General features: G+C 65.6%; 25 protein-coding genes. 19 read left to right on the top strand and 6 right to left on the bottom strand.

Going from position 1 to position 25,537, the window contains the following annotated elements; genetic code table 11:
- The first annotated feature begins 4 nt into the window (after positions 1 to 4).
- On the top strand, positions 5 to 1,315 hold the full coding sequence (locus BLT40_RS15340) for an amidohydrolase family protein (protein ID WP_255364032.1): 1,311 nt from the start codon (positions 5 to 7) through the stop codon (positions 1,313 to 1,315).
- 628 nt (positions 1,316 to 1,943) lie between these two features.
- Here the strand turns inward: BLT40_RS15340 and BLT40_RS15335 are convergent.
- Complete coding sequence (locus tag BLT40_RS15335; protein WP_090354686.1) at positions 1,944 to 2,141, bottom strand: hypothetical protein; 198 nt, start codon at positions 2,139 to 2,141, stop codon at positions 1,944 to 1,946.
- Positions 2,142 to 2,307: 166 nt separating this feature from the next.
- On the bottom strand, positions 2,308 to 3,300 hold the full coding sequence (locus BLT40_RS15330; protein WP_090354684.1) for an oxidoreductase: 993 nt from the start codon (positions 3,298 to 3,300) through the stop codon (positions 2,308 to 2,310).
- Positions 3,301 to 3,396: 96 nt separating this feature from the next.
- Here BLT40_RS15330 and BLT40_RS15325 point away from each other — a divergent pair, with 96 nt between their 5' ends.
- The 7 genes from BLT40_RS15325 to BLT40_RS15295 all read left to right on the top strand — a co-directional run bounded on the left by BLT40_RS15325 (position 3,397) and on the right by BLT40_RS15295 (position 8,537).
- A complete protein-coding gene (locus BLT40_RS15325; protein WP_090354958.1) occupies positions 3,397 to 4,323 on the top strand; it encodes an AraC family transcriptional regulator in 927 nt (308 codons plus the stop codon).
- A gap of 94 nt (positions 4,324 to 4,417) precedes the next feature.
- Positions 4,418 to 5,035 carry a guanylate kinase gene (gmk, locus tag BLT40_RS15320; protein WP_090354682.1) on the top strand — a complete coding sequence of 206 codons (618 nt, stop codon included), beginning with the start codon at positions 4,418 to 4,420 and terminating at the stop codon, positions 5,033 to 5,035.
- Positions 5,032 to 5,844, top strand: coding sequence for an ABC transporter ATP-binding protein (locus BLT40_RS15315; protein ID WP_036116217.1), 813 nt, complete (start codon positions 5,032 to 5,034; stop codon positions 5,842 to 5,844). Before gmk ends, BLT40_RS15315 begins: the two co-directional genes overlap by 4 nt.
- Positions 5,841 to 6,608 (top strand): lipid asymmetry maintenance ABC transporter permease subunit MlaE, encoded by a 768-nt coding sequence (gene mlaE, locus BLT40_RS15310; protein WP_090354680.1) that lies wholly within the window; start codon positions 5,841 to 5,843, stop codon positions 6,606 to 6,608. The genes BLT40_RS15315 and mlaE overlap by 4 nt, the downstream gene beginning before the upstream one ends.
- A gap of 58 nt (positions 6,609 to 6,666) precedes the next feature.
- Positions 6,667 to 7,542 (top strand): outer membrane lipid asymmetry maintenance protein MlaD, encoded by an 876-nt coding sequence (gene mlaD, locus BLT40_RS15305; protein ID WP_090354679.1) that lies wholly within the window; start codon positions 6,667 to 6,669, stop codon positions 7,540 to 7,542.
- Between the two features lie 21 nt (positions 7,543 to 7,563).
- On the top strand, positions 7,564 to 8,244 hold the full coding sequence (locus tag BLT40_RS15300) for an MlaC/ttg2D family ABC transporter substrate-binding protein (RefSeq protein ID WP_036116214.1): 681 nt from the start codon (positions 7,564 to 7,566) through the stop codon (positions 8,242 to 8,244).
- A 47-nt stretch (positions 8,245 to 8,291) separates the two neighbouring features.
- A complete protein-coding gene (locus tag BLT40_RS15295) occupies positions 8,292 to 8,537 on the top strand; it encodes an STAS domain-containing protein (RefSeq protein ID WP_176809194.1) in 246 nt (81 codons plus the stop codon).
- Positions 8,538 to 8,649: 112 nt separating this feature from the next.
- Here the strand turns inward: BLT40_RS15295 and BLT40_RS15290 are convergent, their stop codons facing one another.
- The gene (locus BLT40_RS15290) at positions 8,650 to 9,468 is read right to left on the bottom strand and encodes an MlaA family lipoprotein (RefSeq protein ID WP_036116210.1); all 819 of its coding nucleotides are present in this window, start codon (positions 9,466 to 9,468) and stop codon (positions 8,650 to 8,652) included.
- A gap of 185 nt (positions 9,469 to 9,653) precedes the next feature.
- Between BLT40_RS15290 and rpoZ the strand changes: the two genes are divergently transcribed.
- The 5 genes from rpoZ (at position 9,654) to BLT40_RS15265 (ending at position 17,539) form a co-directional block, all read left to right on the top strand.
- Positions 9,654 to 9,944, top strand: a complete 291-nt coding sequence (gene rpoZ, locus BLT40_RS15285; RefSeq protein ID WP_036116209.1) for a DNA-directed RNA polymerase subunit omega — start codon at positions 9,654 to 9,656, stop codon at positions 9,942 to 9,944.
- Positions 9,945 to 10,056: 112 nt separating this feature from the next.
- Entirely contained in the window at positions 10,057 to 12,243 is a 2,187-nt protein-coding gene (locus tag BLT40_RS15280) for a RelA/SpoT family protein (RefSeq protein WP_051944027.1), read from the top strand.
- 130 nt (positions 12,244 to 12,373) lie between these two features.
- Positions 12,374 to 12,757: a RidA family protein gene (locus BLT40_RS15275; protein ID WP_036116206.1), complete on the top strand. Its 384-nt coding sequence runs from the start codon at positions 12,374 to 12,376 to the stop codon at positions 12,755 to 12,757.
- Between the two features lie 31 nt (positions 12,758 to 12,788).
- Complete coding sequence (gene recG / locus BLT40_RS15270) at positions 12,789 to 14,894, top strand: ATP-dependent DNA helicase RecG (protein ID WP_090354956.1); 2,106 nt, start codon at positions 12,789 to 12,791, stop codon at positions 14,892 to 14,894.
- Positions 14,895 to 14,941: 47 nt separating this feature from the next.
- Entirely contained in the window at positions 14,942 to 17,539 is a 2,598-nt protein-coding gene (locus BLT40_RS15265; RefSeq protein ID WP_090354676.1) for a glycoside hydrolase family 31 protein, read from the top strand.
- Positions 17,540 to 17,547: 8 nt separating this feature from the next.
- Here the strand turns inward: BLT40_RS15265 and BLT40_RS15260 are convergent, their stop codons facing one another.
- Positions 17,548 to 18,540, bottom strand: a complete 993-nt coding sequence (locus BLT40_RS15260; protein ID WP_255364031.1) for a mitochondrial fission ELM1 family protein — start codon at positions 18,538 to 18,540, stop codon at positions 17,548 to 17,550.
- Positions 18,541 to 18,638: 98 nt separating this feature from the next.
- Here BLT40_RS15260 and BLT40_RS15255 point away from each other — a divergent pair, with 98 nt between their 5' ends.
- The 6 genes from BLT40_RS15255 (at position 18,639) to BLT40_RS15230 (ending at position 23,472) form a co-directional block, all read left to right on the top strand.
- A complete protein-coding gene (locus tag BLT40_RS15255) occupies positions 18,639 to 19,232 on the top strand; it encodes a malonic semialdehyde reductase (protein ID WP_079520584.1) in 594 nt (197 codons plus the stop codon).
- A gap of 70 nt (positions 19,233 to 19,302) precedes the next feature.
- Entirely contained in the window at positions 19,303 to 19,893 is a 591-nt protein-coding gene (locus BLT40_RS15250) for a YceI family protein (protein WP_079520583.1), read from the top strand.
- A gap of 107 nt (positions 19,894 to 20,000) precedes the next feature.
- A complete protein-coding gene (locus tag BLT40_RS15245) occupies positions 20,001 to 20,207 on the top strand; it encodes a zinc-finger domain-containing protein (protein ID WP_036116202.1) in 207 nt (68 codons plus the stop codon).
- Between the two features lie 61 nt (positions 20,208 to 20,268).
- Positions 20,269 to 21,408, top strand: a complete 1,140-nt coding sequence (locus BLT40_RS15240; protein WP_036116201.1) for a glycosyltransferase — start codon at positions 20,269 to 20,271, stop codon at positions 21,406 to 21,408.
- A complete protein-coding gene (locus BLT40_RS15235) occupies positions 21,405 to 22,685 on the top strand; it encodes an O-antigen ligase family protein (protein WP_176809193.1) in 1,281 nt (426 codons plus the stop codon). The genes BLT40_RS15240 and BLT40_RS15235 overlap by 4 nt, the downstream gene beginning before the upstream one ends.
- Positions 22,675 to 23,472 (top strand): glycosyltransferase family 2 protein, encoded by a 798-nt coding sequence (locus BLT40_RS15230; RefSeq protein WP_090354674.1) that lies wholly within the window; start codon positions 22,675 to 22,677, stop codon positions 23,470 to 23,472. The genes BLT40_RS15235 and BLT40_RS15230 overlap by 11 nt, the downstream gene beginning before the upstream one ends.
- On the opposite strand, the gene BLT40_RS15225 is transcribed toward BLT40_RS15230, so the two are convergent.
- Complete coding sequence (locus tag BLT40_RS15225) at positions 23,416 to 24,333, bottom strand: VirK/YbjX family protein (protein ID WP_090354672.1); 918 nt, start codon at positions 24,331 to 24,333, stop codon at positions 23,416 to 23,418. The two genes, BLT40_RS15230 and BLT40_RS15225, sit on opposite strands and share 57 nt — an antisense overlap.
- Positions 24,334 to 24,579: 246 nt before the next feature.
- Complete coding sequence (gene lpxL, locus BLT40_RS15220; protein ID WP_036116199.1) at positions 24,580 to 25,497, bottom strand: LpxL/LpxP family Kdo(2)-lipid IV(A) lauroyl/palmitoleoyl acyltransferase; 918 nt, start codon at positions 25,495 to 25,497, stop codon at positions 24,580 to 24,582.
- Between the last annotated feature and the right edge of the window lie 40 nt (positions 25,498 to 25,537).

Genomic DNA, 25,537 nt, shown 5'->3' with positions numbered 1-25,537 from the left:
GTGTGTGATCGGTTTGCTGCTCGCCACCAGTGCGGTGGCGCAGGAAATAGCGTCAGCGCAAGCCGCTCCGCAATCAACGTGGCTGCTTAAGGCTGACCGCGTCTTTGACGCCCGCAGCGAGAAGACTCATTCGGGTTGGGTCGTGCTGGTGCAGGGCGAGCGCATCCTGGCGGTCGGCGCGCCCGACGACGTCACCGTTCCCGCCGGCACACAGACCATCGATCTACCCGGGACGACGCTCTTGCCTGGACTCATCGACGCGCATTCGCACATCTTCCTGCACCCGTACAACGAGACCTCCTGGAACGACCAGGTACTCAAGGAGACCTTGTCCTTCCGCACGATCGAAGCCGTGCAGCACGCCCGCGATACCTTGATGGCGGGGTTCACGGCGCTACGAGACCTCGGTACTGAAGGCGCCGGCTACGCCGATGTCGACGTGCAGCATGCGATCGATAAGGGCGTGATCCCGGGACCCCATCTGTATGTGGCCACGCGCGCCACGATCGCCGCGCACTGCTACGGCCCGGGCCCGCTGGGCTTTCGCGACGACATGGACTTGCCGCAGGGCGCGATTCCGGTCAGCGGCACGGCGCAGATGCTCGATGCCGTGCGCGACCAGGCTGCCCATGGCGCCGACTGGATCAAGCTCTACGCGGACTATCACTGCGGCAAGGCGAAGGGCTCGATGCCGACGTTCACCGAAGAAGAGCTGAAGGCCGCCGTGGATGCCGCTCACGCCATGGGCCTGCCCGTCGCCGTCCACTCGACCACATCCGAAGGCATGCGTCGTTCCGTCATGGCGGGCGTCGACACGATCGAGCACGGTTACGAAGGAACACCCGAAGTTTTCGCGCTGATGAAAAAGCACGGCGTGGCGTTCATGCCGACCCTCGAGGCCAGTGCCGCGACGTCGGAATATTTCGGTGGCTGGAAGCCGGGCCAACCGCCGACGGAGTCGATGCAGAAGGCGGCCCGGGCATTCAAGCTGGCGATGGATGCCGGTGTGACGATAGGCCACGGTAGCGACGTGGGTGTCTTCACTCACGGACAGAATTACAAGGAACTGGAGTGGATGGTACGCGACGGCATGTCGCCGGCGAAGGCATTGCTGGCTGCGACCTCCATCGATGCGAGCGTGCTGCGTCAGCAGGATCGCATCGGTCAGCTAAAACCCGGTCTGGACGCCGACATCATCGCGGTACAGGGCGACCCGACGACGGATATCGGCGTGCTGGCGAACGTGGCGTTCGTCATGAAGGGCGGGGTGGTTTACAAACGCTCGGGGATGCCGGTGGATACCTCGTCGAGGTAGTGCGAGAAGATCTTGCAATGCAGTGGATGCACTCAAAGACCAGGCAAGTGAGCAGCGTCGTGCACTGCGCGTAATTCAACGCAATACTCGTAGCGAGTAGCCCTCCGACCACGGCGGTTGCCGTTCCATATATTTCTCGCAGGCGCTTGGTTCCGGCTTCGTTCGCGAGGTGCTTCGACACGATGGCTCGCAGGGGCGCGACTAGAAAGCTTGTGCTCACGTGGAACGCAATACCAAAGACAATCGGAGCGCTAGCCCTTGTTTCTGGAAGGGACACAATCGCGGCTGCGACTGCGATCTCGGCCAGATAGATTGTGAGGCTTGGGTACTTCATTCTTGCCCCTGTTCGAGTACGGTGGTGAAACGTACTGAGGGGCGAAGATCCGGACAATAGGCTCTTGAGTGGTCGAGACGAAACCTTCGACTTTTGGCGCTGAGACCCTACAAAAGCAACGCGTTCGAGCGACCGCTCGCCCACCTCCATCGACGCGAACGTGATGCGTCAGCAGGATCGCATCGGTCAGCTCAGGCCTGGCCTGGACGCCGACATCATCGCGGTACAGGGCGACCCGACGACCGATATCGGCGCGCTGGCTAACGTGGCGTTCGTCATGAAGGGCGGGGTGGTTTACAAGCGCTCGGGGATACCGGTGGCGATCTCATCGAGGTAATGCGCGTAGTGCGAGAGGGTCTCGTCGTTGCGTGCGTAATAACCGGGTGACCAGCTATGGCGGCGCACGTTGTCCCTGTCGTGCACATACACGGTGTCGAAGCGCAATTGATGCGGATAGAAGTTGAGTGCGCTCATGCTATCGATGACGTACATGACTCATGCCTCCTGAATGTCGACGGCTTCGTCAGCACCGATAGTACCGCCGGAAAATTGCAGTTTTAAAGCACTTTCATCGATATCGTGACTTCATACACAGGGAATTCGACCCGTGCTGAGACAGTTGCGCCGGATACTTTTTCCGGCGCCTTTGAATGCCATTTCAGTGTGTCGGAAATCTCACGTTCGTCTGCGTTTCGCTGAGCGTCCAGAGTCGCTCGGCGGCTTCGACGTCCACCGCCCACGGACGCACGCCAACCGCCTGGAAGCCCAGGGCGAGTTCGTCATCGACGGGTGGCATGACGGGCGACACATTGACGTCCTCGCAGTAGACGCCACCCATGCCATCGAGTTGCGGACTCGTCGCGCACCACACGCTGGTAGCCGCGCCCTGCGCGACGCTTTTCATGCCGCGTGCAAGGTCCACGACCGGTCGGCCTTCGTCATCGATGGCGCCACGCGCGCGGAGGTCGTCCTCGCTCATGTAGCGCGCAAGATCGGTGACGATCGCGCCCGGATGCACCGAGAAGGCGCGGACGCCGTGCGCTTCGCCGCGCGTATCGAGTGCAACCGCAAATAATGCGTTGGCGGTCTTTGACTGGCCGTAGGCGATCCACGGATCGTAAGCGCGGCGCTCGAAGTGCGGGTCGTCGAGATCGACGCCCGCGAGGCGGTGACCGCGAGACGACAGTGACACCACGCGCGCACCGCCTGCCGCGGCGAGTGCGGGCCATAGCCGCATGGCGAGCTGGAAATGACCGAGGTGATTGGTCGCGAACTGGCGCTCATAGCCGCGCGCATCCCTTTCCAGCGGGCAGGCCATGATGCCGGCGCTGTCGATGAGGATATGCAGCGGTTCGCCTCGTGCGACGAAACGAGCGGCGAAAGCGTCGATGGACGCCGGGTCGGCCAGGTCCATGGGTTCGATGGTGACGTCCAGGCCGTCCAGCGCCCTTCGGGCTTTGGCGACGTCCCGTGCGGGGACGATGACGCGCGCGCCGGCGGCACGGAGAGCCCGGCTGGTCTCGGTGCCGATCCCCGAGTAGCCGCCGGTGACGATGGCGGTCTTGCCAGTGAGGTCGATGCTGGCCAGTACGTCGTCGGCGGTGGCGGCGGCGTTGAATCCGGTAGCGATGGGGCTCTGCGGGGTCGACATGGGATGCGGTCCGGTGGGGTCTCCCGGAGAAGGTAGGGGCTCGAGGCCGAACGATGAATGCTTGAAAATCCCTTATGCATGCTCAATCGTTCGGGAATGGACGACGATCCCATCTCCCAGGTCCTTCGGCTGGCCGACGTCGAATCCGTCATGTCGGGCGGATTCTCCGCTAGCGGCGCGTGGGCGGTCCGGTTCCCGCCGCCGGACCGCATCAAGTTTTTCGCCGCCGTACGCGGCGCCTGCTGGCTGCGCATGGATGGCGGCGAGGCCGCGCTGCGGATGGAGGAGGGCGATGTCGTCCTCCTGACGGCGGCACGAGGCTTCATCATGGCCAGTGATCCGGATCAGCCGCCGATCGAGGCGTCATCCCTCTTCGCTGGCATGACGCGCCCTGAGATCAGGCCGCTGGACGGGAATGCCCGCGAGGGCGGCCAGGACGTGACGCTGCATCTCGGTGGCCATGTGCGGATCAATCCCGCTTACGCGTCTATGCTCAACGAGGCGTTCCCGCCCCTGATCCACGTCCGCGGCGATTCCGATGAGGCCCAGGTCATGCGCTGGGTGCTCGATCGTCTGGTCGAGGAATGCGACGTAGACCGCCCGGGCTCAGGGATGGTAACGACGCAGCTGGCCTATCTGCTGTTCGTCCACGTGTTGCGTTCTCATCTGGACAAGGGCGGCGAATTGCCCGCGGGCTGGCTGCGCGCCGCCGCGGATCCTCGCCTTGGGCCTGTGTTGAAGATGATGCACGGCGAGCCGGGCCGCGCCTGGCGCCTCGACCAGCTGGCCCGGGCCGCCGCCATGTCCCGAACCGTCTTCGCGACGCAGTTCAAGGCCGTCGCGGGGGTGGCGCCGCTCGCTTACCTCACCCGCTGGCGGATGCGTCTGGCTGAGCACGCGCTACGTCGTGGCGGCGTGCCGGTCGCGGCGCTGGCACGCGATCTGGGCTACGCCTCCGAAAGCGCTTTCAGCCACGCGTTCAAGCGGGTGGTCGGTATCTCGCCGAGCCGATACGAGAGCTGAAGTGCCCGCGAAAGCCGGGTACGTGCAGAATTTCGCTACAATTGCGTTTTGCCCGGCAGGGAATGTCCATGAACCCCCTACGAGAAGCCCGCGGATGATCGAAGGCACCCTGTTCGTGGTGGCCGCGCCTTCGGGTGCGGGTAAATCCACGCTGGTCAACGCGTTGCTCGAGCGCGAGCCGGATATCTCCCTGTCGATTTCGCACACGACGCGTCCGCCGCGCGTGGGTGAGCAGTACGGCCGCCATTATTTCTTCGTGGAGCGTCCGGACTTCGAGAACGAGATCGCCGAGGGCATCTTCCTCGAGCACGCCGAAGTCCATGGCAACCTCTACGGCACCTCGCGCACCGTGGTCGAGGAGAAGCTGAAGGTCGGCTCTGACGTCCTGCTCGAGATCGATTGGCAGGGCGCGCGTCAGGTGCGTAAGGGCAAGCCCGATTGCGTGTCAGTTTTCATCCTTCCGCCGTCCCGCACGGAACTCGAACGCCGCCTGCGCGGTCGAGGTTCGGACGCGCCCGAGGTGATTGAACGCCGCCTGTTCAACTCGCGCGAGGAGATCGCTCATGCCCACGAGTTCGACTACATCATCGTCAACGATCGTTTCGAGGACGCCCTGGCGGACCTTCAGGCGATCGTCCGCGCCGTCCGCCAGCGCGCGCCCATGTCGGCGCGCCGCCATGAAACGCTGATCGAGGAGCTGCTGGCCCCATGACCGACGACGCCATCGTCCGCATTCGCGGACTGACGACCGTACTCAACGGCAAGACGATTTTCGATTCCCTGGATCTCGATATTCCGCGTGGCAAGGTCACCGCCATCATGGGGCCCAGCGGTACCGGCAAGACCACCCTTCTCAAACACATCACCGGGCAGATGCGTGGCGATGCCGGTACGGTCGAGGTCGATGGCAACAACGTTCCCTCGTTGTCGCGCGAGAAGCTGTTCGAGCTGCGCGAACGCATCGGTTATCTCTTCCAGAATTCCGCGCTGCTCACGGACTTCGACGTCTTCGAGAACGTGGCTTTTCCGCTGCGCCAGCACACGAAGCTGCCCGAGGAACTCATCCGCAACATCGTGCTGAACAAGCTCGAGGCGGTGGGCCTGCGCGGTGCGGCGAAGCTCGAGCCGACGGAGCTATCCGGCGGCATGGCCCGTCGCGTGGCGCTGGCCCGGGCCATCGTGTTCGATCCGGCGCTGATCCTCTACGACGAGCCCTTCGTCGGCCTCGATCCGATCGCGCTGAATCAGGTGCTGCTGCTGATTCGCACGCTCAACCAGACGCTCGGTATCACCAGCGTGCTCGTCGCGCACGAGCTCGCCGCCGTGCAGAAGGTGGCCGACCACGTCTACCTGATCGCCAACGGCAAGGTCGTGGCGCAGGGTGATCCCGCCAGTCTGGCCACCGATGGCTCGCCGTGGACGGCGCAGTTCTTCGGCGGTGAGATCGACGGTCCCGTTCCTTTCCAGTATCCCGCGGGCGATTACGCCACCGCGCTCGGTTTCCCCGGAGGCAAGGCATGACCACCCGGGACGACAATGTCGTCATCCGCAGCCTCGCGCAGATCGGCGCGTGTGGCCTGTTCCTCATCAATATCATCGGTGCGGTGCCGCGCAGCTTCCGCTACTTCAGTGAGACGCTGCGGCAGATCTGGTTCGTCGGCGCGATGAGCCTGACGATCGTGATGACCTGCGGTCTGTTCGTCGGCATGGTGCTCGGCCTGCAGCTGTACGACGTGCTGTCGATCTTCGGAGGCACCTCGGCCACCGGTACGGTCGTCGCCATCGCGATCTACCGCGAGCTCGGTCCCGTCGTCACCGCGTTGCTCTTCGCCGGCCGCGCCGGCACCTCGGTGACCGCCGAGATCGGCCTGATGCGCGCGACCGATCAGCTCGACGCCATGGAAATGATGGCGGTGGATCCGGTCGCCTATGTGGTGGCGCCGCGTTTCCTCGCCGGCGTGGTCGCGCTGCCGCTGCTGGCCGTCGTGTTCTGCGCCATGGGTGTGTTCGGCGGCCATCTGGTCGGCGTGACCTGGCTGGGCATCGACAACGGCACCTTCTGGTCGAACATGACTGCGTCGGTCGACGTCCACAAGGACATCATCGACGGGGTCCTGCTCAAATCGTTCGCCTTCGGCATCGTGGTCTCGCTGATCGCGGTGTTCCAGGGCTACACCACGCCGCCCACCAGCGAGGGCGTCGCATACGCGACGACGCGCACGGTGGTCGCTTCGTCCATCGCCATCCTGGCGCTGGACTTCGTCCTCACCTCGTTCCTGATCTGAGGCACCGGAGACCCGCCATGACCCTTCTTTTCCCTATCTCCCATTCGAGGATCGTGCCGTGAGCCAGAGACCTTCCTATGCCGTCGGCACCGGCCTGTTCATCGTGCTCGGTTTCGCCGCGTTGGCCTACCTCGCCACGCAGACCACGTCGGTGGCCAATTCGCATCGCGGTTCCGCCTATGAGGTGACCACGCGCTTCGTCAATGTCGGACAGCTCAAGGTCCGCGCCCCGGTGAAGGTCGCCGGCGTGCGTGTCGGCTCGGTCGACGCGATCGACCTGGTTCCGGGCAAGGAGGAGGCGAAAGTCACCCTGTCGATCGACGACAGCCACAAGGACATTCCCGATGACTCCGTGGCCACGATCTACACCAGCGGCCTGCTCGGCGACCAGTACGTCGGCCTGCAGTTCGGCCAGTCGAAGACGCCGGTCAAGGCGGGCGGTGAGCTCGCCTTCACCCGTCCGGCTCAGCAGCTGGAAGAGATGATCGGCAAGTTCTTCGGCGGCGGCAGCGCCCCCGACCGTCTGGGTGGCACCTTCCACGTGACGGGCAACTTCACCAACATCGGCGGCCTGCAGCCCGGTGCCGCGGTCAAGCTGGCCGGCGTGCCGATCGGCAGCGTCGAATCGGTGGTGGTCAAGCCCGGTTCGTCGGAAGCGACCGTGACCCTTGCGATCGACAAGCGTTACTCCCAGATACCTGACGACTCGGCCGCCGCGGTGTTCACAAGCGGTTTGATCGGTAGCCAGTATGTTGCGATCCAGCCCGGCGGCTCGCCGGAATACCTGGCTGACGGCGATGAGCTGGTGCTCACGCAGTCGGCGCTCCAGCTGGAAGATCTGATCGGAAAGTTCCTCGTGAACGGTTCGCCGAGCGACAACAAGAACGGTTCCGCCACGGGCGGCAACCAACCCGACAACGCCGGCAAGAAGTAAGGCCGGCTCAGGAGATATCGCATGCTGCGTCAGATTTCCCTCGCCATCGCCCTTGCCATCGGTACGGTCGTGGCCGCCCCCGTGCTCGCCCAGGATGCCGCTCCGGCGTCGGCCGGCCAGCAGCAGGGTCCCCAGCAGGTCGTCCAGACCATTTCCGACGACCTGGCCAAGGCCATCGAAGGGCACCAGGCCGAGCTCAAGAACGACAAGGAAAAGCTGATCGCCGTCATCGACGACACCTTCCTGCCGCATTTCGATATCGATTACGCGTCGATCCTGGTGCTGGGTCAGCACGCCAAGGAAGCCTCGCCGCAGCAGCGCGAGCGTTTCGCCAAGGCGTTCTACAACTCGATCACACATCGTTACGCCGAGGGCCTGCTCAACTACACGCGCGGCCGGGTCAAGGTGCTGCCGTTCAACGGCGACCTGAACAAGTCGCGCACCCTGGTCCAGACCCAGGTCGTGCTCGATGACGGCAAGACCGTCTCGGTCAACTACGTGTTCCGCCAGAGCAAGACCACCGGCGACTGGAAGGCCTACGACGTTGTCATCGAAGGCATCTCGTACATCACCAACTATCGCAATCAGGTGGATGCCGAGATCAAGAAGGAAGGTCTCGACAAGCTCACCGCCGACCTGGAGCAGAAGGGTGCCGGCGCGATCGAGGAAATGAAGCAGGACACGGGCGGCGCGAACAAGTGAGCGACGCGTCGTTCTCGCTGACGACCCCGGCGCCGGACACCCTCGCGGTGTCCGGTGACCTCACGTTCGCCACGGCCGCCGACGCTCTCCACTCGGCCCGCGCCGAGCTGGACCGCGGCAAGCAGACGGTGCTGGATCTCGGTGGCCTGTCGCACGCCGACAGCGCCGGGCTGGCCACGGTGCTGGCGTTGCTGGCGCATGCGCGGGCGCAGCGCAGGACCATCAAGGTCGCTCGTGTTCCCGAGGGGCTCCAGGCGCTGGCGCGGGTGTCAGGCGTCGACGAGTTGTTGTGATGTCGTGGTTATGTCGAGCTGAGACAGGCCCTTCGGGGCCTTTTTCGTAGCCGGGCCCGCCCGTTCCATAAGGGTCCAGGCACAAAAAAAGGGCCCCGAGGGGCCCTTTTCATCAGTTGGGCTGCTGCCCGTTCTGATTTTCCCACTTGTGCTGTTCGTCCAGGAGCTTTTCGGGATCGAAGTCCTTGTCCTGGTCGAGGCCCTGCAGCTGTTCGATCGCTTCCGCCGGCGGGTTGCCGTCGTAGATCTGGCTCAGGCGCTGCTGGCGGTAAGCGTCGCGCAGGAACACGTAAGGATCGTAGGCCGAGGCCAGGAAGCTTTCCGCGTCGATGGCGCGGGCGCGCAGGGTAATGAGATAGAGCACCGACGGGGCGTAGTACTGGCCGGCCTTGAAGTCGTGGTTACGCGACAGGTAGCTCAGCGGATCGAAGAAGTAACTGTCGACCGGCAGACGCCAGATGTCGCGCACCGTGCTTGGACCGACGAACGGCACGACCAGGTAGTCGCCCTCGGGGACGCCCCAGCGGGCCAAGGTCACGCCGAAATCGCTGTCGTACAGCGGCATGCCGAGCATGCTGGCCGGATCCTTGAAGCCCAGGAAGCCGATGGTCAGGTTGACCACGAAGCGGCCGGTCGTAATGACCGCCTGCTTCGGACGGGCCTGGAGCAGCTGGTTGCCGATGGTGATCGGCAGCCGGATGTTCGTGTAGAAGTCGCTGACGGCCGTCCGCACCGGCGGGGTGGTGATCTTACGATAGCCGACAGCCACCGGCCGGATGATGGCCTTGTCCAGCTTGTCGTTGAAGGCGTAGACCTTCCGGTTGAACTTTTCGTTCGGATCGTCGTTTCGCGGCGGGGCGATGTGGCACGCGGCCAACAGCGCCAGCGCGGCCAGGCCGACGGCATTACGGACGATCCGGGGGAGGTTCATGGGGCGCATCGGAGTGACTTTGGGGGTGGGGCGATGGGATAGTGTACCGCCTGGTTTTATTATTTGCACTAATGCCCGTCCGTCCTGGTCAGAACCGCACATGATACCCCTCACCTCATTGCCAGCCAACGGGGCTGACCGCTAAACTGCACAGTCAGAAGTGTCTTTATTGTCAAGGATTTGAAATGGCCCGTATTACTGTCGAAGACTGCCTCGAGGTAGTCGACAACCGCTTTGAGCTCGTGCTCATGGCGACCAAGCGCGCCCGCCAGCTGTCCAAGGGTGCCGAACCCACGCTCGATCCGGGCAACGACAAGCCGACCGTGCTCGCCCTGCGTGAAATCGCCGATCGTCGCGTCAACGACGAAATGATCGACGAGATCGACCGCGCCGCCCGCGAGCGCGCCGAGCGCGAAGCCCTCGAGTGGGCCGCCACGGAAGTGGACGACGACCTCTCGAAGGGTGGGGATGATTGATGATGCCGGGTCGCTGTCGGCCCAGCACTCATCTGAACGTTGCGCACGTTGACGCGCGGCTGCTGACGCCGCGCGCGGGAGGCTGCACCGGCTGACGGTGTAAGGTTCTCCCATGGAAGTCATTCCCGCCAAAAAACTGACCGACGTGGTCGATGATGGCCCGGTGCCTCCCTATGTGCAGGCGCTGGAAGAGCGCGTGGGCGCTTACCTGCCGCACGATCAGGTCATGCGCATCCGCCGCGCGTTTCTCATCGGCGCCGCCGCGCACGAGGGCCAGACGCGAAAGTCGGGTGAGCCGTACATCACGCACCCCGTGGCCGTGGCCCACGTCCTGGCGGAGCTGGGTCTCGACGCCGAGACCATCATCGCCGCGATCCTGCACGACACCCTCGAAGACACCCGGCTTGCCCGCGAAGAGCTCGCGGGCGAATTCGGCGAGACCGTGGCGGAGCTGGTCGACGGCGTCACCAAGCTCGACAAGATGCGCTTTTCCAGTCGCCAGGAAGCCGATGCGGAAAGCTTCCGCAAGATGCTCCTGGCCATGGCGCGCGACCTGCGGGTCATCCTGATCAAGCTGTCTGACCGCCTGCACAACATGCGTACGCTGGGCGCCAAGGACGCGACCTCGCGCCGCCGTATCGCGCGCGAAACGCTCGAGATCTACGCGCCGATCGCGCAACGCCTCGGCATGAACAAGTTCAAGGCCGAACTGCAGGACCTCGGCTTCAAGGCGCTCTACCCGGACCGCCACCGCATCATCGGCGAGCGCATCCGCGCCGCGCTCGGTAACCGTCGCGAAGCGATGGCCAAGATCGAGATGGCCCTCGAAGGTCGGCTTGCCGCCGAGAAGATTCCCGGTCGTGCGGTCAGCCGGATCAAGTCGGCATGGAGCATCTATTCCAAGATGCGCGGCGACCACAAGTCGTTTGCGCAGCTGATGGACGTCTACGGCTTCCGCGTCATCACCGACAACGCCATGCACTGCTACATGGCGCTGGGCGCCGTGCATGGGCTGTACAAGCCGGTCGACGGTCGCTTCAAGGACTTCATCGCCATTCCCAAGGGCAATGGCTACCAGTCGTTGCACACCGTGCTGCTCGGACCCTTCGGGGCGCCGATCGAGATCCAGATCCGTACCTCGGAGATGGAATCGGTCGCGGAGCGCGGCGTCGCGGCCCACTGGGCGTACAAGTCCGATTCCGGTCCGGCAAACAGTGCCCAGGCGCGCGCCCGTGAGTGGCTGTCCGCGCTGGCGGACAGCCAGGCCAACACCCCGTCGGCCTCCGAGTTCCTGGAAAACGTCAAGATCGACCTGTTCCCGGACGAGGTCTACCTGTTTACCCCGCGCGGCGAGATTTTCTCGCTGCCGCGAAACGCGACCGCGCTGGATTTCGCTTACGCCGTGCATACGGACGTGGGCGACCATGCCGTCGCGGCGCGTGTGGACAAGAAACTCGTGCCGCTGCGCACGCGCCTGATTTCCGGCCAGCAGGTCGAGATCATCACGGCGCCGTCGGCGGTACCCAATCCCGCATGGCTGGAAGCGGTGGTCACGGGCAAGGCGCGCACGGCCATTCGTCAGTACCTCAAGCATCTGCAGCACGAGGATGCCGTGGACTTCGGTCACCGCATGCTGGATCGCGCGCTCGACGCGCGCGGCATGAGCCTCGATTCGGTGCCCGCCGCTACGCTGGATCGTTTCCTCGAAGACGCCAAGCTCAAACGCCTGGAAGAACTTCTGTCCGAGATCGCGCTGGGTAACCGGTTTGCCGACCAGGTCGCCACGCAGCTGGTCGCTCTGCTCGGACCGGGCAAGGGCGAGCCGTCGGCGTCGTCGGAGCAGCAGCACAGCGCGGAGAAGATCCGCATCAGCGGCGCCGAGCGCGGCGTGCTCAGCTTCGGCAATTGCTGTCATCCGTTGCCGGGCGACGAAATCATCGGTTTCCTTTCCTCGGGCAAGGGTATCGTCGTGCACCGGGTGGAATGCCCGAACGTGCCGGAGTTCCGCAAGACGCCCGAGCGCATCGTAGCTATCGAGTGGGATCGCGACGTGTCGGGCGACTACCGTGCCGAACTGCGCATCGAGGTGCTCAATCGTCCCGGCGTCCTCGCCACGGTGGCCGCGGCCATCGCCGACGCCAGCTCGAACATCGAGAACGTCGAATACATCGAGCGCGACAGCACGGCGGCCACGCTGCTCTTCGCCATCGAGGTCAAGGGGCGCAAGCATCTTGCCGACGTCATGCGCCGGGTCAGGCGCACGGGTGTAGTCAGCGGCGTATACCGCCACCCCTTGTAGGAGCGCGCCCTGCGCGCGATCGGCTCACCGTGGGTGAGCTTTCGCACGCTGCGCGCTCCTGCCCGTGGCTTCAGGTAGCTAGCGTGGCGCGGCGTAGATAGACTGCTGTGAATTCATCGAGGATGTATCCATGACCCGCAGCACCATCGCCACCGATAAGGCTCCGTCGGCCATCGGCCCGTACTCGCAGGCCGTGCGCGCCGGCAACACGGTGTATTTCTCAGGACAGATTCCGCTCGACCCGGCCACCGGCAATCTCGTCGAGGGCGACATCACCGTGCAGACGCGTCGCGTCTTCGACAACCTGGTCGCGGTGGCGGAAGCCGCGGGCGGCAAACTGGCCGACATCGTCCGCGTGGGCATCTACGTCACCGATCTGGGCGACTTCGCCGCGGTGAACGCCGTCATGGCCGAATACTTCCAGCAGCCGTACCCGGCGCGCTCGACGATCCAGGTCTCGGCGCTGCCCAAGGCGGCAACGGTCGAAGTCGACGCGATCCTCGTCCTGCCGTAAGGGCGTCGTCATTCCCGTGGCCCGTCGCGCATTGCCGATCACCGCTGCCGTTCCGGTGGCGGACCCCGGGCGTGCACCGCTGACATCGCTCGGCGGCGTCGGGCCGGCGCTTGCCGAGACCTTGCGCAAGCTCGGCCTTCGCGAAGTGCAGGATCTCTGGTTCCATCTGCCTTTGCGTTACGAGGACCGCACCACGGTCGTGCCGATCGCCGACCTGCGCCCGGGCGATCGCGCGCAGGTCGAGGGTGTCATCGAGCATGTCGAGCGCGGCTTTCGCTTTCGTCCGCAACTCAAGGTGATCATCGGCGACGACTCCGGTCGTCCGTTGTTGCTGCGCTTCTTCCACTTTCGCAAGTCGCAGGTCGATCAGCTGCCGAAGGGCGCGCGCCTGCTGTGCTTCGGTGAAGTGCGCCAGGGCCCACAAGGACTGGAGATCGTCCATCCGCAGTACCAGCGCATCGAGACCGACGAACCCGTCCTGATGGACGAGCGGCTGACCCCGGTGTATCCGACGACGGAAGGACTCGGGCCGCGCCGCCTCGCCAGCGTCATCGCCCGTGCGCTGGCGCACCTGCCAACCGACGACCGTCTGGAACTGATTCCGGAGGAGATCGGCCGGCCGGCGGGGCTGACGTCGCTGCGCGACGCGTTGTCCTACGTGCATCGCCCGCCTACGGATGTCGATCTGCGGCAGCTGGAGGAAGGGCGGCATCCGGCGCAACAGCGGCTCGCCTTCGAGGAGTTGCTGACCCAGCACCTGACGTTGCGCCGAATGCGTGCGGCGGTGAAAGAACGCAAGGCGCCCGCGCTGAAAAGCGCCGGGACACTGAAAGATCGTCTGCTCGCCGCGCTTCCGTTCGCGCTGACCCGTGCGCAGACGCGCGTGTCGAAGGAAGTCGCACGCGACCTGTCGCGTGCCCATCCCATGCTGCGACTCGTGCAGGGCGATGTCGGCAGTGGCAAGACGGTCGTTGCCGCGCTGGCCGCGGTCGCCGCCGTCGAGAGCGGTTACCAGGTCGCCCTGATGGCTCCGACCGAACTGCTTGCCGAGCAGCATCTGCGTAACTTCCGTGCATGGCTCGAGCCCCTCGGTCTCGAAGTGGAATGGATGGCCGGCAAGGTGCAGGGCAAGGCGCGCAAGAGCGCGCTGTCACGCGCGGCGGAGGGTCACGCGCATGTCGTGGTCGGCACGCACGCGCTGATGCAGGAAGGCGTCGCGTTCAGGAAGCTCGGCCTGGTGATCGTCGACGAGCAGCACCGCTTCGGTGTGCATCAGCGGCTCGCTCTGCGCGACAAGGGCGCCGAAGGCTCGCTCATTCCGCACCAGCTCGTACTTACCGCCACACCGATCCCGCGCACGCTGGCGATGAGCGCGTACGCCGATCTCGACGTCTCGTCCATCGACGAACTGCCACCCGGACGCACGCCGGTGCAGACTGTCGCCATCTCGAACGAGCGTCGCTACGAGGTCATGGAGCGGATCCATGCGGCCTGCATGCAGGGCAGGCAGGTCTACTGGGTCTGCACGTTGATCGAAGAGTCCGAGCAGCTGAACGCGCAAGCCGCCGAGGTGGCGCACGCGGAGCTGACGACGGGCCTTCCCGATCTGGCCGTGGGGCTGATTCATGGACGCATGAAGCCGAAGGAGAAACAGGCGGTGATGGATGCGTTCAAGGCCGGCGAACTTGCCGTGCTGGTCGCCACCACCGTCATCGAGGTGGGCGTCGACGTGCCCAACGCCAGCCTCATGGTCATCGAGAACAGTGAGCGCCTCGGTCTCGCCCAGCTGCATCAGCTGCGCGGGCGCGTGGGTCGTGGCGCCATCGCATCCAATTGCGTGCTGCTCTATCAGACACCGCTGTCGCGTCTGGCGAAAGAGCGACTACAGGTGATGCGTGAGACCAACGACGGGTTTCGCATCGCCGAAAAGGATCTGGAACTGCGTGGCCCCGGTGAAGTACTGGGCACGCGTCAGACGGGCCAGCTGCAGTTCCGCATAGCCGACCTCACCCGTGACGGTCATCTCATGCCCGAAGTGCAGCGGGTCGCCGAAGCAATGATGAAAGATCATCCCGCGCGTTGTGAGAGGCTCATCGCACGCTGGGTCGGCGACGCGGCGCGTTACGTCGACGCCTGACGGACTCATGCTAGAGTCGGAGCTTCCTTTAAGGGGAGGCAGGGTGCATGAGAGTGATCCGGGCTGCCGTCGCGTTCGCGACGTTTGTTGTCGCCGTCGCATCGTCATCGGCGCACGCCGATCCCGTCACCAGCGGCGAGGCTCGCTTCACGGTCCTGACGCCCCGCGTCATTCGCATGGAATATTCGCCCTCGAAACAGTTCGAGGACGCGCCTTCGCTGGTCTTCGCAACACGCGGTAACGCAGGCGACGTTCCCGCGAAGGTCTCCCATGAAAAGGGCTGGCTCGTCATTCGCACCGACTTGCTGACGCTGCGCTACAAAGAGGGTTCCGGCCCGTTCGGTGCCGACAACCTGACGGTCGAATCGAAGCAGCTCAAGCCGGCCATCGCCTGGCACCCCGGCCTGAAGGAAACACGAAATCTCGGCGGTACGGCGCGCACGCTCGATCAGGTCGATGGCGACCGTCATGCGTCCGACAACACGCCGCTGGATCTCGGCGACGGCTTGCTCTCACGCGACGGCTGGCACGTCGTCGACGACACGGGAAGCTTCGTCTTTGGCGATGAGAAGCTGCCGTGGGTGCACCGTCGCGCCTGCCAGGCATGCACCGACTGGACGTTCTTCGGCTACGGCCACGACTACGTCGCCGCGCTGGGTGATTTCACGAAAATCGCCGGCCGCGAGCCGTTGCCGCCGCGCTATGCCTTCGGTTACTGGTGGTCGCGTTACTGGAATTACAGTGACAGCGAGATCCGCGACGTGGCGGCGGACTTCGCGCGCTACGGCATTCCGCTGGATGTCCTCGTGATCGATATGGACTGGCACACGACGCCAGGTCTCGCCTCCGGTTCGGACAAACGGGACATCGCGGGCCAGACGCCGGGCTGGACGGGCTTCTCCTGGAACCGAAGCCTGTTTCCCGACCCGCAACGGCTGCTCCGTTGGCTTGGCGACCAGGGCCTGAGGATCACGCTGAACCTGCACCCCGCCTCGGGCATGCTTCCCCACGAGGATGCGTACGGCCGATTCATGGATGCGATGAAGGCCGACCGCGCCCATCCGCTGCCTTTCGAAGCCGCGGACGCGAGCTACATGTCGGCACTCTTCAGCACGGTGCTCGATCCCCTGCAGGCGATGGGCGTGAGCTTCTGGTGGCTGGACTGGCAGCAATGGCGCGAATCGAAAGCCATGCCGGGACTGAGCAACACCTGGTGGCTCAACCATGTGTTCTTCACCCACATGCAGCAGACCAGCGACAAGCGTGCGCTGATCTATCACCGCTGGGGCGGACTGGGAAACCACCGCTACCAGATCGGCTTCTCGGGCGACTCGATCATCTCGTGGGGTTCGCTGGCGTTCCAGCCGCGCTTCACGTCGACCGCGTCCAACGTGCTTTATGGCTACTGGAGCCACGACCTCGGCGGTCACACCTTCCGCGACGAAAGCGATCCGAAGACGCGCCGGGTCGATCCGGAACTCTACGTGCGCTGGATGCAGTTCGGTGCGTACAGCCCGATCATGCGCACACACACCACGAAGAACCCGAACCTGCGCAAGGAGCCCTGGCGGTTCGCGCCTGCGGAATTCGACGCTTTGCGCGACACGGTGCTGACACGTTACCGCTTGCTGCCGTACACCTACACGATGGGTCGCAAGGCGTTCGACACGGGCGTGTCGCTGGTCAGGCCGCTGTACTACGCATGGCCGGAAGACGACCAGTCCTACGCGAGCGGCGCCGAATACATGTTCGGCGACGACCTGCTGGTGGATCCGGTAACGGCCGCCGCGGGCAGCGACGGTTTCGCCAGCCAGGAGACCTGGTTGCCGAGAGGCGACTGGTTCGACACGACCCGCGGTCGCTCGTTGCATGGTGAGCGTGCGCTGGCGGGCCGCTACCGGCTCGATGAGGTACCGGTCTTCGCGCGTGCCGGCGCTATCGTGCCGACCAATACGAATACGATGGTCAGCGTGTCCCACGACACGGGTGCGCGGACCTTGCTCGTCTACCCGGGCGGCAATCAATCGGCCACGCTGTACGAAGACGCGGGCGACGACGAAGCCTACCGGGGCACGGCGTTCGCTCGCACGGCTCTCGCGACCGAGCGGACGAAGCAGGGCGTACGCCTGAAAATCGCGGCGCGCGACGGTACGTATCCCGGCATGCCGACGTCACGGACGTGGTCCGTGGCCTTCGTCGCCGTCGCAATGCCATCGAAGGTGACGGTGGACGGCGTGGCGCTTCCGCGGGCGGATGACGACAAGCCCGGCACCTGGCGGCTCACCGGACGCGACCTGACGCTGCATGTGACGCTGCCGGAGCACGACTTCGCCCATCCGCAGGTGGTCGACGTGACGTGGCCCACCGATGCACCCGATGTCGACGGTCTGGTCGGACAGATGCGCGATGTGCGCGATGCGGTGGCCTGGCTGAAGGGGCACTGGGAGGACTTCGGCGGTATCCCCGACGAGCTTTCGGCGGCGGCGCAGGCGGACCTGCTGATCGACTACCATCCCGACCGGTTCAGGGACGAAGTGGCGGCCTTCCGCAACCGGGTAGCGAAGCTCGACGCGGCACTCGCCGCCGCGCCGATGTCGGACGAGCTGAAGGCAGGGTTCCGGGCGCGGCTGAAACCCAGGCCGTAGGACGGGGACTATCGGGCCGGGGATGCAGGCAGTCCGAGGTGCTTGCGTACCTCGTCCGCGATCGTCGCCGTCTCCCGCAGCGGTGCCTGCCGCTCCGGTGTCACCGCATCGATGTCATGCAGCCGTCCCGCCGCTCGCAGCTCTGCATGAAATCGCCCCAGCTTCGCATCCAGCGGCGCCGTCACGACGGTATGCACCGGCGCCCCGGTGGCGCAGGCCTCGCACAACATATTGACCGAGTCGGGTGTGACCACGAGACGGTCGGCCCACGCCAGGATGCCGGGATACGGATTGGGGCCGTCGGCGCTGCCCGTCCAGATCACGCCCGGCCAGTCGGCGAAGGCGTCGCGAAGCACCGGCAGGAGCGCAGGCGGCGTGCGTCGCGAGGCGGCGACCATGACCGAGCCGCCATCCGTCGCAAGTCGCCGGCGAACGGCGGAGACGAAGGCATCGGCCGCCTTGCCGTCGAGCGGCGCGCCACGCCGGTCGCCGCCGACCAGCACCCCCAGGCGTGGGCCGGGAAGGTCGGCCAGGCCGGCAAACGCCTCGCGCCCGTCGGCGAGCCAGGCGTCATCGATGGGATGCAGCGACCCGATCGGACGGAGCACGTTGTCGCCGGTCAGTTCGTCATGCTTCGGCGCGATGACCAGGTCCCAGTGATGCGGGGCCAGGCGTGGATCGAGCAACTGCACCGACAGCGTGCGGCCCGCCGACCAGCGACGGATCTGCCGGGTCGCCCAGGCGGCCGTGCGTCCGCAGCCGATGACCAGCGAAGGCCATGGCGGCAGCAGGTTCTGGTTGGTCGGCCCAAGCGCCAGACGCGCGCCCGGCAGCAGGCGCGGGGCCGCCCACGACCACGGGGCGCGCAGCTCGATGGTGATCTCGCGGATCGACGGCGTGAGAGCTTCGGCCAGTGCCAGCGCCTGGCGGCGGTTGCCGGCCGCGCCGTCGGTCACGACCCAGCAAAGGTCACGATCGATGATTGTTGTCGAATTCGGCACAGTTCGTTCCTTGTCCGACCGGTCCACACAGGGCGTCGCGACGCTTACACTGTCGGGATGCCGGGCCTCCGGCGTTCCATCACTGTACAAGGATATCCATGAGCGCTCCGTTGTCCGATGCATCGCTTGACCAGCTCTTCCTCACCGCGCGCACCTACAACGCCTGGCTGCCGAAGGAAGTAACCGACGAGCAGATCCACCGGCTGTACGAGCTGGCGAAGTTCGGCCCCACCGCCGCCAACTCCTCGCCGATGCGCGTCATCTTCATCAAGTCGCAGGACGCCAAGGCGCGTCTGAAGCCGTACCTGGCCGAGAACAACGCCGAGAAGACCATGTCGGCCCCGGTCACGGCCATCGTCGCGACCGACTTCGCGTTCTACGAGCACCTGCCCAAGCTGTTCCCGCATGCGGACGCACGCAGCTGGTTCGTCGGCAACGAAGACATGATCCAGTCCTCCGGCTCGCGCAACGGTTCGCTGCAGGGCGCCTACCTGATCATGGCGGCCCGCGCGCTCGGGCTCGACTGCGGTCCGATGTCCGGTTTCGACCAGGCGGGCGTGGATGCCGAGTTCTTCGCCGGTACCCACGTCAAGTCCAATTTTCTCATCAACATCGGCTACGGCGATCCGGACAAGAACCTGTTCGGCCGCCTGCCGCGTCTGGACTTCGACGAAGCCGCCCAGATCGCCTGACCCCTTTCCCGCGGTGACCCTCCGGTCCCGCCGTCACACGCCGTACCCACCTCACTGCTGGAGAAACACCATGCGCGCCCTCCGTTACGTTGCCCTCGCCGGCCTGCTCGCCACCGCCGGCACCGCCGCCGCCGCCCCGGTGACCTACAAGCTCGACCCGACCCACACCATGGTCCTGTTCAGCTGGAATCACTTCGGGTTCTCCAATCCGACCGCCGACCTCAATCAGGTCGACGGCACCCTTGTCTACGACGAAGCCGCACCGACCAAGGCCACCGTCGAAGTGACCCTGCCGCTGTCCGGTCTGGACACCTTCGTGCCCAAGCTCGACGAGCACCTGAAGTCGGCGGATTTCCTCGATGCCGCCAAGTTCCCGAACGTCACCTTCAAGAGCACCAAGGTGGTCTCGGCCGGCAAGGACAAGCTCAAGGTCACCGGTGACCTCACCGTCCATGGTGTGACCAAGCCGGTCACCCTCGACGCCACCCTGAACAAGGTCGGCCCGCACCCGATGATGAAGGTGCAGTCGATCGGCTTCGACGCCACCGCCACCATCAAGCGCTCGGACTTCGGCGTCGGTGCGTACGTCCCGAACGTGTCGGACGAAATCAAGATCCGCATCACGACCGAAGGCCACGACGCTTCGGCTGACAAGAAGTAATCGTTCCGGCTTTAACTGCCGTGAAAAACCCGCGCCGGCAACGGCGCGGGTTTTCTTTTTTGTTACCATCGCAGGTCTCGGTTTACCGTTTCGCCCGGAGTTTCCCCATGCGACCCAATCCCGCGGCAGCGCCGCTGATCCCGGCGAACGCCGAAAACCGTTACGAAGTGACGCGAGCCGACCTTCCGCTGTCCTGCCCGATGCCGGGCATGTACCTGTGGAACTCGCACCCGCGGGTCTACCTGTCCATCGAGGACGACGGTGGCACCTCGAAGTGCATGTACTGTGGCGCGACCTACGTCCTGAAAGACTGAACGGCCCCCTGCGGGCACGTTTCGTGCTTCGCCTGCGTCATCACACTCACCGGAACCACCCATGGCCACCGTCTCCCCGCACCGGACGATGACCGTCGTACAGCTGATCCCCTCGCTCCATTCGGGCGGGGCCGAACGCTCGACCCTGGAAATCGCGCGGGCGCTGGTGGCTGCGGGGCATCGGTCGGTGGTGGTCTCGGCGGGCGGACGCCTGGTGGCTCAGCTGGAGGCCGAAGGCAGCGAGCACATCGCCCTGCCCATTGGTCGCAAATCCCTGGGTACCCTGTTCACGGTAGGCAAGCTGCGCCGCATCCTGCGCGAACTGAAGCCCGATATCGTGCACGCCCGCTCGCGGCTGCCGGCATGGATCGGCTGGTGGGCGATGCGTGGGGTCAAGCCCCGTCCGCACTTCGTCACGACCGTGCACGGGCTGAACAGTCCGGGTCGTTACAGCGCGATCCTGCTCCGCGGGGAGCGGGTCATCGTGGTCTCGCAGACCCTGCGTGACTACGTGCTGCGCCACTACCCCGACGATATCGAGACCGCGCGCATCGCCGTGGTGCCGCGTGGCATCGACACCGAGGCGTTTCCCTACGGTTACCGTCCCGACGACAGCTGGCAGCGGGCGTTCTTCGAGCAATACCCGCAACTGGCTGGCGCGCCTCTGCTGACCCTGCCGGGCCGTGGTACCCGCCTGAAAGGTCATGCCGACGCGATCGAACTGATCGCTGACCTTCAACAGCGCGCCATCGATGCGCGCCTGCTGCTGCTCGGCGCGGACGAGCCGGGGCGCGAGGCGTATGTCGCCGAGCTGCGTCAGCTCATTCATGCGCGCGGCCTCGACGACCGTGTGGTGATCTCGCCGGCGCGATCGGACGTGCGCGATGTCTACGCCCTGTCCGATCTCGTCCTGCAGCTGTCGGTCCGGCCGGAGTCGTTCGGCCGTACGGTGGTCGAGGCGCTGGCCTTGTGCCGCCCCGTCATGGGTTACGCGCACGGTGGGGTCGGCGAGCTCCTGGCCGAGCTCTATCCCGCGGGCCGCGTACCGCTGGGCGATCGCGAACGCCTGGTCGAGCGCGCCGCCGAACTCCTGCGTTTCGCGCCGCCGATCCCGCCGCCGCGCAGCTACCGCCTCGTCGACATGCAGTCGGCCACGCTCGCCTTGTATGCCGAGCTGGTCGAAGGCACCCCGGCCGCGTGAGCTCGCGCGGGCCCGGTGCGCTGCTGAAAGCGGGGCTGGCCTCGCCGCTCCTGCCGATCTGGCTGGTGCCCGCGTTGCTGCCACTGGGGCGCAGTGCCGAGGTGGGCGTGTTTCTCGCACTCGTCGGATCAATACTGCTCGTCGTGCGCGAGCCGACGGCGATTCGCCATCATCCCGGTGCGCGGCTGTTTCTCTGGTTGTTCGCCGCCTACGCGGGCGCCGCGCTCGTCTCCGTCGTCGACGCCGTCTCGCCCGCGAAGAGCTGGGGCACGCTGGCGGGCATCCTCCGGTTCGCTCCGCTGGGTGTGTACACGTGTTTCGCCATGCGCCGGCCAGGGAAGGTGCGCGCCATGTGGTTCGCCACCGCAGCGGTCGTCGCGCTCTGGGTCGCCGATGCCTGGGTGCAGGCGCTGACCGGTTATGGCCTCGCGGGCGCCTCCGATCCCGCGCGACTGTCCGGCATCTTCGGGGCGACCAACCTGAAGCTCGGTCCCGCGGTGTCCGCGCTGGCGCCGTTCCTTCTCTGGGCCGGGCGCGAGCGCTGGGGACGCCGGGGCCTGATCCTTACGTTCCTGCTGGCGCTCGGGCCGGTGTTGCTTTCCGGTTCGCGCGCCTCGTGGGTCTGCTATGCACTCGTAGCCCTGGCGTTCCTCTGGCGTGAGGCGGGTACGTTCCGTCGCTTCGCCGTGGCCTGCCTGGGCATGGGCGCGGTCGTGCTTCTGGTCGGCGCACTGGCATGGCAGGTATCGCCGCGATTCCGCGACCGGGTGGCGCATACCTTGCCCGCCCTCACCGGTACCAGCGCGGGGCTGGACGCCGCGCTGACCGGGCGTCTCGATATCTGGAGGACGTCGCTGCGCCTCTATGCGGCGCATCCCATCAACGGCGTGGGCGTCCGCGGCTTCCGCGTGGCCTATCCATCGGTCGCGTCGCCCGGAGACCACTTCCTGACCATCGAGAAATGCGGCGATGGGGAGGGTGCCTGCCATCCTCATCAGGTCGTGCTCGAGGCCGCCACCGAGACCGGAACCCTCGGCCTCCTCGCGTGGCTTGCGGCCACCGTGCTGGCCGTCCGCGTCTGGTGGAAAGCCGGTCCCGTGGCGCGCGAGCGTGCATTCCCCGCCAGCGTGGCGCTGTTTGCGATCTTCTTCCCCCTGAATACGCACATGGCCTTCTATTCGGCATGGTGGGGTCTGCTCACCGCGTGGCTGTTCGCCGTGTGGTGCGCGGCGCTGCTCGTCGATCTGCCGGACCTGGAACCGTCCCGTGGCGCGTGAGCCGCTGTCGGTCGTCGTGACCACGTTCAACAGCGCGGCGACGATCGGCGCCTGTCTCGCCTCCGTCCGTTTTGCCGACGACATCGTCGTGCTGGATTCCGGATCGACCGATGAGACGCGCGACATTGCCGCGTCGCATGGGGCGCGGGTGAGCATTCAGCCGTTCGCCGGCTACAGCGCACAGAAGCAGGCGGCGATCGATCTCGCCGTCCATCGCTGGGTATTGCTGCTGGACTCGGACGAGGCGCTGCCCGCCATCGCCGCCGAGCGGGTGAGGGCGGCGCTCGTCACGCCGGATGTCGCGGGTTTCGAGATGCTCCGTCGCGAGTGGGTGTTCTGGCGCTGGCAGCCCGGTCGCGCGCGCCTGAATCACTATGTGCGTCTGTTCGACCGCACGCGCGCCGGCATGAGCGGTCACGAAGTACACGAAAGTGTCCTGGTGCGCGGGCCGGTGCGGCGCCTCGATGCCATCATCGATCACTATGGCGAGCGCGATATCGACGGGCGGGTCGACAAGGCCAACCGTTACTCGACGTTGCAGGTGCGCGACCGGCAGACGCGCGAGCCGCGGATGCTTCGTCTGCGGATGGTGGTCTATCCCACCATCGCTTTTGCCCGGTACTACTTCTGGCGCGGTCACTGGCGGGGCGGCTGGGCGGGCTTCATCGCCGCCCGGGTCCACGCTTTCTATGCGTTTCTGAAGTACGCGAAGCTGTACGAGCGCCGCGTATCAGGCGGCCAGCGGCAGGACCACGGCGCGTTCGAATCCGAACGCCCTGAGGACTAGATCGCAGGCTTCGTGACGCAGCGCTTCGCGCCGACGGAACTCACTGCGTCGCTTGCTTTCGACCTCGGTTTCGCAACGCACGGGCTCGTGAGGGGCCATGGCGTAGAAGCCCTCGCTGGTCTCCTGTCCACCGGACTCGCGCCAGAAGCCGTTGTAGTCGGCCTTTACCTTGTCGGCGATGCCCGCGAAGACGTGAGCCTCATTCGATATCCCGAGGACGCGTTCCACCTCGAAAGCCTCGGCGAGCGAACGGATCAGCGACAGCAGGAGGTTCTTAGGACGCAGGCCATGGCACTGCCGCGTGAGTTCGCGCACGGCTTCCAGCCCGGCGTGGTTGGGCGCGCCCTGCAGGCAGCCGATGGCGATGGCCTTGCCGCCGTCGACGAAGGAGAACGCCGCATAGGAGATCTGCATGCCCTGGTGATCGACCAGCGAGAGCGTCATCTCACCCTCGCGGGCGCGTCGGAACGGCGCCTTGAGCATCAGCGAGAGAGCCTCACCGTTACGCAGGAGCACCTTGCCAAGCAAGACCTGGCGCTCGCGGTACAGCACGTGGAACAGCGTCCGGGGGAACCGGGCAAGGGCGAATTCGTAATGCTCGCGCAGCACCTTCAGCCGGCGCTCGCGATTCCAGGCCTTGCTGATATAGCGGTGCTGGTAGCGCTCGGTGAGGATGGTGTCGATCGACGAGACGCCGGCCATCGGCGGTGTCTCCAGGAAGGCCAGCCATGCGTCGTGCTCCCGCCAGTGCGCCACACTGCGGCCGACATAGTTGAGTACCGCATTGACCACGTGCGACCGCTTGCGGTGCCACGCGCTGCGGCCGCGCAACGAACGCGCGAAACGAAAGATCGACTGCATGGGAAGGTCCGTCTTGAGGGGTGACGACGGACGTTCTACGCGCGTGTTTTTTCGCGAAGCTTTCGTTGTTTATGACGAAAGGTTCGGCATTTCGTCAGCGTATACCGCAAGAAAGGTAGGAGAAACTCCCATGAAAGAAGTATCCAGGGCAGCTATCCGTCTGGGCCCACCGCGCACCTGTAGGAGCGAACCCTGTTCGCGAAAAGCCAACGAAGCAAAGAAGCCGCACCACCCCGTCGCTACCGCCTAATAAATCTTCGGCTCACCCGGCGGCCGCGTCTTGAACCGCTTATGCACCCACAGGTATTGCTCAGGTGCCTCACGCGCCATCTGTTCGATCTGCGCATTCACCCGCTCGGTGTCGCGTGCGGCATCGTCGCTGGGAAAATCCTCAAGCGGCGCGCCAAGGCGCATGGCGTAGCCCGCGTCTCCCGGCAGGCGCCGGTGGTAGAACGGAATCACCAGCGCGTTGGAGAGGCGCGCCAGGTGATGCGTGGCCGTGATGGTCGCGGCCGGCACGCCGAAGAACGGCACGAAGACGTTGTCCTTGCTGCGCATGTCCTGGTCGGGCGCATACCAGAGCGTGCCGCCGGCCTTCAGGTAGCGCACGGTACCGCGGATATCGTCCTTGTCGAACATCGCATCCGCGTAGTGCAGGCGCGAGCGCAGCACCGCGAATTCGAACACCTCCGAATCCATGCGGCGGTACATGCCCGCGATGCGGATGCGCGAGGAGACGAGGCGCGCGCTCAGTTCGAGATGCGAGAAGTGTCCGCCGACCAGAAGTACGCCACGGCCGGCGGCGCGTGCGGCTTCGAGGTGTTCCAGCCCGTCGACGGTGACGGGGACCTTCGCGATCGCGCGATCCGAGCCCATCCAGCCCAGTGCGAATTCGGCCAGCATCATGCCGACGTCGCACAGATTGGCCCGAACCAGCGCCTTCTGTGCCGCCGGATCCAGCTCCGGAAAGCAGAGGGCGATGTTGGTCGCGGCGATGCGCCGCCGTTCGGGGTTCAGGTGCAGGGCCAGGCGGCCCGCCATGCGTCCGAGGCGCATCAGCCAGCGGAAGGGCAGGTGGGCGATAAGCCAGATGAAGCCGACGCCGAGCCACGCCGGCCAGTGGCGGGGCGTAAGAAGCTGGCGCGTCAGGGTAGGGCGGGTCATACCGGGCATGTCCGCCCATTGTAGCGAATGGGCGCGGCTA

Origin of the sequence: Dyella sp. 333MFSha (genome assembly GCF_900102405.1) — a bacterium.
In the GTDB taxonomy this organism is placed as follows: domain Bacteria; phylum Pseudomonadota; class Gammaproteobacteria; order Xanthomonadales; family Rhodanobacteraceae; genus Luteibacter; species Luteibacter mycovicinus.
Note: the sequence above shows the minus strand (reverse complement) of the source record. Positions and strands in the feature narration are given on the sequence as shown.

What these genes read in the sequence shown, in the direction of transcription:
- BLT40_RS15330 (WP_090354684.1), bottom strand. Translation starts at nt 3,300, where the DNA reads ATGTCGACCCCGCAGAGCCCCATCGCTACCGGATTCAACGCCGCCGCC.
- BLT40_RS15245 (WP_036116202.1), top strand. Translation starts at nt 20,001, where the DNA reads ATGCGACCCAATCCCGCGGCAGCGCCGCTGATCCCGGCGAACGCCGAA.
- BLT40_RS15225 (WP_090354672.1), bottom strand. Translation starts at nt 24,333, where the DNA reads ATGCAGTCGATCTTTCGTTTCGCGCGTTCGTTGCGCGGCCGCAGCGCG.
- BLT40_RS15255 (WP_079520584.1), top strand. Translation starts at nt 18,639, where the DNA reads ATGAGCGCTCCGTTGTCCGATGCATCGCTTGACCAGCTCTTCCTCACC.
- BLT40_RS15265 (WP_090354676.1), top strand. Translation starts at nt 14,942, where the DNA reads ATGAGAGTGATCCGGGCTGCCGTCGCGTTCGCGACGTTTGTTGTCGCC.
- rpoZ (WP_036116209.1), top strand. Translation starts at nt 9,654, where the DNA reads ATGGCCCGTATTACTGTCGAAGACTGCCTCGAGGTAGTCGACAACCGC.
- mlaE (WP_090354680.1), top strand. Translation starts at nt 5,841, where the DNA reads ATGACCACCCGGGACGACAATGTCGTCATCCGCAGCCTCGCGCAGATC.
- BLT40_RS15315 (WP_036116217.1), top strand. Translation starts at nt 5,032, where the DNA reads ATGACCGACGACGCCATCGTCCGCATTCGCGGACTGACGACCGTACTC.
- BLT40_RS15250 (WP_079520583.1), top strand. Translation starts at nt 19,303, where the DNA reads ATGCGCGCCCTCCGTTACGTTGCCCTCGCCGGCCTGCTCGCCACCGCC.
- BLT40_RS15325 (WP_090354958.1), top strand. Translation starts at nt 3,397, where the DNA reads ATGGACGACGATCCCATCTCCCAGGTCCTTCGGCTGGCCGACGTCGAA.
- lpxL (WP_036116199.1), bottom strand. Translation starts at nt 25,497, where the DNA reads ATGACCCGCCCTACCCTGACGCGCCAGCTTCTTACGCCCCGCCACTGG.
- BLT40_RS15300 (WP_036116214.1), top strand. Translation starts at nt 7,564, where the DNA reads ATGCTGCGTCAGATTTCCCTCGCCATCGCCCTTGCCATCGGTACGGTC.
- BLT40_RS15240 (WP_036116201.1), top strand. Translation starts at nt 20,269, where the DNA reads ATGGCCACCGTCTCCCCGCACCGGACGATGACCGTCGTACAGCTGATC.
- BLT40_RS15290 (WP_036116210.1), bottom strand. Translation starts at nt 9,468, where the DNA reads ATGAACCTCCCCCGGATCGTCCGTAATGCCGTCGGCCTGGCCGCGCTG.
- BLT40_RS15280 (WP_051944027.1), top strand. Translation starts at nt 10,057, where the DNA reads ATGGAAGTCATTCCCGCCAAAAAACTGACCGACGTGGTCGATGATGGC.
- BLT40_RS15335 (WP_090354686.1), bottom strand. Translation starts at nt 2,141, where the DNA reads ATGTACGTCATCGATAGCATGAGCGCACTCAACTTCTATCCGCATCAA.
- BLT40_RS15275 (WP_036116206.1), top strand. Translation starts at nt 12,374, where the DNA reads ATGACCCGCAGCACCATCGCCACCGATAAGGCTCCGTCGGCCATCGGC.
- gmk (WP_090354682.1), top strand. Translation starts at nt 4,418, where the DNA reads ATGATCGAAGGCACCCTGTTCGTGGTGGCCGCGCCTTCGGGTGCGGGT.